This window comes from Pseudomonas sp. P7758 (assembly GCF_013386485.1).
GTDB lineage: Bacteria > Pseudomonadota > Gammaproteobacteria > Pseudomonadales > Pseudomonadaceae > Aquipseudomonas.
The window spans coordinates 1-5,609 of record NZ_JACARS010000162.1; the positions used below are offsets into that span (position 1 = coordinate 1).

Annotated in this window: 4 protein-coding genes; 3 read left to right on the top strand and 1 reads right to left on the bottom strand. The window is 61.8% G+C overall.

Annotated elements, in window-relative coordinates; translation table 11 throughout:
- Positions 1-37: 37 nt before the first annotated feature.
- Entirely contained in the window at positions 38-523 is a 486-nt protein-coding gene (locus tag HX873_RS28395; protein WP_023658935.1) for an Lrp/AsnC family transcriptional regulator, read from the bottom strand.
- Positions 524-661: 138 nt separating this feature from the next.
- On the opposite strand from HX873_RS28395, the gene HX873_RS28400 reads away from it, so the two are divergent.
- The 3 genes from HX873_RS28400 to HX873_RS28410 all read left to right on the top strand — a co-directional run.
- Positions 662-2,488, top strand: a complete 1,827-nt coding sequence (locus HX873_RS28400) for a tyrosinase family protein (RefSeq protein WP_177123536.1) — start codon at positions 662-664, stop codon at positions 2,486-2,488.
- Positions 2,485-4,221, top strand: a complete 1,737-nt coding sequence (locus tag HX873_RS28405) for a hypothetical protein (protein WP_177123537.1) — start codon at positions 2,485-2,487, stop codon at positions 4,219-4,221. Before HX873_RS28400 ends, HX873_RS28405 begins: the two co-directional genes overlap by 4 nt.
- A gap of 65 nt (positions 4,222-4,286) precedes the next feature.
- A partial coding sequence (locus HX873_RS28410) for a hypothetical protein (protein ID WP_177123538.1) occupies positions 4,287-5,609 on the top strand: 1,323 nt, incomplete at its 3' end.

Below are 5,609 nucleotides of genomic sequence, written 5' to 3' on the forward strand. Positions count from 1 at the left end.
ACCATAAGCGGCCGTTACCGAAGAAACGGATATGTACTCAAACCAAAGACCCCGGCAACGGCAGTTCATAAGACTTCTTAACCGTCCGCACCACCAAAGTAGACGAATAAGTACGAATCGGAATATCCCGATAAATCTCTAAAAACCGATAGATATAATCAGTGTACTCAGTGGCATCCCGAAACTTCGCCACCATCACAAAATCAAACTCCCCGGTCAGCAGATAACAGTCCTGAATCTCCGGATGACTCGCCAGGATATGCTGCATCTTGCGGTCGATATCATTGCTGTCCCTATCAAGCTTGATCAGGAAGAACGCCGTAACCTGAATCCCAAGCTTGCGCTCATCCAGCACCGCCACCTTGGCCTTGATGATCCCGACACTCTCCAACCGCCTGATACGCCGGTAACAACTGGTTGAAGACAGCCCGACACTGTCACTCAACAACTCCAGACTCTGACTGCAATCCCTTTGCAATTTCCCCAGAATCTTCAAATCCATGGCATCTGTCATTTTTTCCATATCTTCCTTGAAAAAACTGCAATGAATCCACCGTAAACACCCACCAATTTGCACAAATCCTGCGCGGTGGCGCACTAACATCAATCCAGCTTAGCAGCCCAGCCAAATCAGGCACCGGGGCCGCATGAGAGGGATCTTATGATAGTCGCGAAACCGACATGGGCCACCGATATCCACGGCCTATTCAGCGCCCCCTACTGGATCCCCCAAGAGCAACGCGCCGCCGTCGCCGCCTCCTGGGTGGGCTGCATGAACGCCTACTTCGTATTCCTCGAAGACCCCGCCTCCGTCAAGACCTGGTCCGAAACCATCTACCAGCACCTGGCCTCCCGCAGCATGCCGCTGACCCTCGACCAGCAGCAGTTCTGGCCCATCGACGCGCTGGAAACCTTCAGGCTGTGGGTCAACCAGGGCTGGCGCCTCACTCCCGCCTCACCGTTCGACGAGGCAGAACGCATCCCCCCACCCGACCTGCCTCACCCGGTCAAACGCGTGCGCCAGGACATTCGCGCACTGACACAGGAACAACTGAACCTGTACCGCTCACGCCTCGATGACGTAATGCAGGTGGCCAACGCCGACAGCGGCTCCCCGTGGCAGCGTTACGCCTATATCCACACCAACTGGTGCCTGCATTACCAGGAAGCGTTTGCCCTGTGGCACCGGGCCTATCTGCTGTACCTGGAAGCGCTGATCGACTGCCCCATCCCCTACTGGGACTGGATGGCCGAAGACGCCAGCGTCGACGGCAGCCCCCAGGCCGGCTTGCCCCAGGCGTTTCTCGATGAAACCTACGTGCACCCGCACACCGGCGAGGTTCGCCCTAATCCGTTGCGCTACGCCGCTGCCAAGGACGGCTGTTCGAAGGTCTGTGAAAAGGCCGGGGTACCGGGTGTGGACTGCCGCTTCGTGCAACGCAACCCGCTGTTCTACACCCAGGGCGAGACGCAGCGCGTCGAACGCACCCAGTTGTACGGCATGAGCCGGATTTTCCAGCAACAGGTGGTCGATGCCCTGAAGTTCAACACCTTCAGCCAGCCCCAGGGAGTGCCAGGTTATCCCTGGGCGAACATCCCGGTGTTTGATCCCCCCCAGGAAGATGACCTGTACCCCAACCGCGCGCTGAATTTCGACGGGCTCTACGAGCAGCCCCACGACAACTATCACGGCTGGATCGGCGGCGACATGGCCGACAACGCCTACACCGCGTTCGACCCGGTGTTCAGCTCCTACCACGCCAATATCGACCGGATGCTGGAGGTCTGGATCCGCGCCCACCCGGCAGCGCAGTACACCACCCAGTGCCTGCTCCAGCCGTTTGCCGGCAGCGAGGCCGACGATGTCACCTTCACCAGTGCCGACGCCTGGCGCTACACCACCCTGGGGGACATGGCCCAGGACAGTCGGCATATCGGCTATGACTACGGTGTGCCCGTCGCACCGCCCTTTGGCACCCGCCGCCCGGCCGCAAAAGCCTGCTGCCAGCAAAGTTCGACGCCGATGCAAGCGCAGGAACAAACCGCAAGCCTGGGCCCGTGGGTGGTGTTCGACCATGTGCGCTGCACCCACGACACCTACCTGATCGACGTATTCCTCAACCAGCCCGACGCCACGCCGCAGCAGGTGAGCGCCGACAATCCGCACTATGTCGGGCGCTTCAGTCGCATCGGCATGGGCCTGGTGGATGACAAGGGCCGCTGCATCACCCATGGCGTGTCACGCGCGCTGAATGCCGCGCGCACTGCTGCCGCATTGAACCTTCGCCCCACTGACACCACGCAGTTATCCGTGGTGGTGACCCATCTCGATAGTGCCCGGGTGTTGACGCCGCAGGAGTACGCGCCGCTGCCTGGCTTTATCGCCCAACTGGTGTGGGACGACCCGCGCCAAACCGTCGCCGGCCCTGCTCCCAGTGCCGGTTGCTGCTCCGTTTCCACCACAACAACACCTGGAGAATCGACATGAGCACACCCTTCAAACAATTCACCTCTCCCGCCGGGCAAGCTCCCAAGGACTACAACAAGCTGGGCCTGGAAAACCAGTTGCCGCAGTTTGAAACCGACTGGAACAACGACCTCACCGGCTGGACCCAGTCTGCGATCATCGGCAACCCGTGGTCGGGCCTCAATGACGCGCCGCGCTCGGGCTATTACAACCCACTGGTGGAAGGCTACGGCCCCACAACGCCGCCGGCGATTACCTGGGCGCCCTTCCCCAATCGGCTGTGGACGTTTTTCTACAACAACGGCACGGCGGTGATTCCACAGTTGGGCGGCAAGGCCATGTCCATGCAACAGGTGATGGAGCTGACCGACAACGGCCAGATTACGATCAACAACACCCTGTACATGCTCTACGACCCGAACAAGCAAGGCACCCTGCTGCAACTGCCCGTCACTCGCTGCCCGAGCATCGACTGGCAAGGCAAGTACAAGGATTTCTCGCCCTCTGGCCCCCGTGGCTGGCTTGACGAATATTGCGAGTGGTCCATCGTGCGTGATGCCGACGGCTACATGCGCAAGATCACCTTCACTTGCGAAAACCCGGCGTATTTCCTGGCCATGTGGCGCATCGATCCGACTGCTGTACTGGGGCTGTATCGCGACTACATCGACCCACAGGTGCAACTCGAAGACCTGTACCTGCGCTACACCGCCGACTGCCCGACCGGTAAGGCCGGCGACCCGGTCATCGACCCCACCACCGGTCAACCGGCCTACGACACCGTCAACAAATGGAACGCCGGCACCGCCTGTGTGCCAGGCCAGTACGGCGGTGCGATGCACCTGACCTCCGGCCCCAACACCCTGAGCGCCGAGGTGTACCTGGCTGCCGCGGCGACCATCCTGCGGCCATTGAGCAGCAGCCAGAATTCCCAGGCGTTGATCTGCTGCGCGCAATACGGGCAGAACTACCGCAACTCCGATCCGCATATCGGTTTCTCGGCCAACAGCGTGGCAGTGAACAACCGGCTGTCGCTGACCAACCCCATCGGCCTGTACCTGCAACAACCCACCGACTTCTCGGCGTGGAAAGGCCCCCAGGGCCAGGACGTCAGCCAGTACTGGAAAATCACCCGTGGCACCGCCAAGTCCGCCGCCAACGGCTCCGACCAGATTCTGCAAGCGGTGTTTGAAGTGCCGGTCAGCGCCGGGTTTTCGATCAACGACATCACCATCAGCGGCCAGCCGATCGACTACGTGTGGGTGATTGCCCAGCAGTTGCTGGTGGGCCTGAGTGTGACAACCACGCCCATCAGCCCGACGCCGGATTCCTGCCCGTGCGTGACGGACCGGGTCAACGGTGTGCAACCCTGGCCGGTACAGCTGTTGCCGCTGGACCTGTTCTACGGGCAGTCACCCACCGACCTGCCGGCCTGGCTGGCACCCGGCACCAGCGGGCAGTTTGCCCTGGTGGTGCAAGGCGCCGACCTCAAGACCACCGCCGAGACGGCGCGGGTGCAATTCTCCAATCCTGGGGTGACGGCGCAGGTCACAAAGTTCCTGCCGGATGCCTCGGCCATCCCCGGGCAAACCAACTCCGGTGGCACCCAGGGCTACCTGCTGACCATCACCGTAAGCCCCACTGCCGCACCGGGGCTGGTGACAGTGCGCGCCCTCAACCCGGGCGAAGCCGATAACCCCAGCGCGGCGGAACACCCATGGGAATCCGGATTGGCGCTGGTGCCTGGCGCCTGACTGATACAGCCCATCAGCCGCACCCACCCAGGGTGCGGCTTTACCTGCTTGCAAGGAGCGCGATGATGTCCAGGTTACGCTTGAGTGTTTTATCGCTGCTGACCAGTGTGGTGCTGAGCCTGTTCGCCATGCAGGCCGCCTACGCATCCCCCACTTCCGACGCCGACGCTTGCGTGCAGCAACAGTTGGTGTTCAACCCGAAAAGCGGCGGCTTCCTGCCGATCAACAACTTCAACGCCACCGGCCAGAGCTTCATGAATTGCTTTGGCTGGCAGTTGTTCATTGCCCTGAACTGGCCGGTGAATCCCGGTTGGCCAGCCACACCTGCCCTCGCGGGTGAGCCGGACATGAACAGTACCCTGGCGCAATTCGGCGTACCGACTGCCTCCGGGCAGCCGATGAGCGTGGCGCCGGTATGGGCCAGCTACAAGGACGCCAACGATATCTTCCTGCCCGGCGCGCCCGCGCCCACCGGCTGGGGCGTGCAAACCCTGGTGCCGTCCAATTGCAGCACCCAGGGCAGCCTCAGGGCGATGTCGGTGGGGGCGCGCAAGTTCATGACCGCCACCTCCGAAAGCGCGATCAACGCGCGGCATGGGTTTCACCTGTCCAGCGGCACCCTGGCCTCGATTCCGGACCCGATCATGGAAGCCTCCGGCGGCTGGCTGACGGACCAGTCGCAGAACCTGGTGTTTTTTGAACGCAAGGTCGGCAAGGCCGAGTTCGACTACATCGTCAGCAAAGGGCTGTACGACGCGGCCAACCAGCTGAAAGTCGCGCAGAACCTCGACAACCAGAACCCCGGCGGGCTGTCCTTGCCCATCGGTGAACCCATGCGCTCGCTGCCGCCCAACCCGGTGCCGCAGGAGCAACTGGGAGCTCTGGAGGTCAAGGCAGCATGGCGAATCCTCACCGGCAAACCCGAGCTCTACGGACGTTACCTGACCACCGTCGCCTGGCTCAAAAACCCGGCCACCTTGCAGTGCACCCAGCAGGTGGTGGGCCTGGTGGGCCTGCATATCATCAACAAGACCCAGGCCTCGCCCAACTTCATCTGGACCACCTTCGAGCAGGTAGACAACGTGCCGGAACCCAACCAGGTGCCGCCACAACAAACGCCGCCCGACAGCTTTGCCTTCAACAACCCGAACTGCGGCACCGGCCCCGAATGCACGCCGAACGTGGCGCGTATCCAGTGCAAGCAGCAGCATCCGGACCGCGACTGCACCGAGCCGTTTCCACGGGACCAACCCGTGCAGACCACCCGGGAACATCCGCTGCCCACTGAACTGCAGGCGCTTAACGGCGCGGTGCAGGCCAATTTTGCCCAGCAGAGCCAGGGCAAGTCGGTGTTCCAGTACTACAAACTGATCAACGTACTCTGGACC

Excerpts from the sequence above, each read along its gene's own strand:
- HX873_RS28395 (WP_023658935.1), bottom strand. The coding sequence starts at position 523 with ATGGAAAAAATGACAGATGCCATGGATTTGAAGATTCTGGGGAAATTG.
- HX873_RS28400 (WP_177123536.1), top strand. The coding sequence starts at position 662 with ATGATAGTCGCGAAACCGACATGGGCCACCGATATCCACGGCCTATTC.
- HX873_RS28405 (WP_177123537.1), top strand. The coding sequence starts at position 2,485 with ATGAGCACACCCTTCAAACAATTCACCTCTCCCGCCGGGCAAGCTCCC.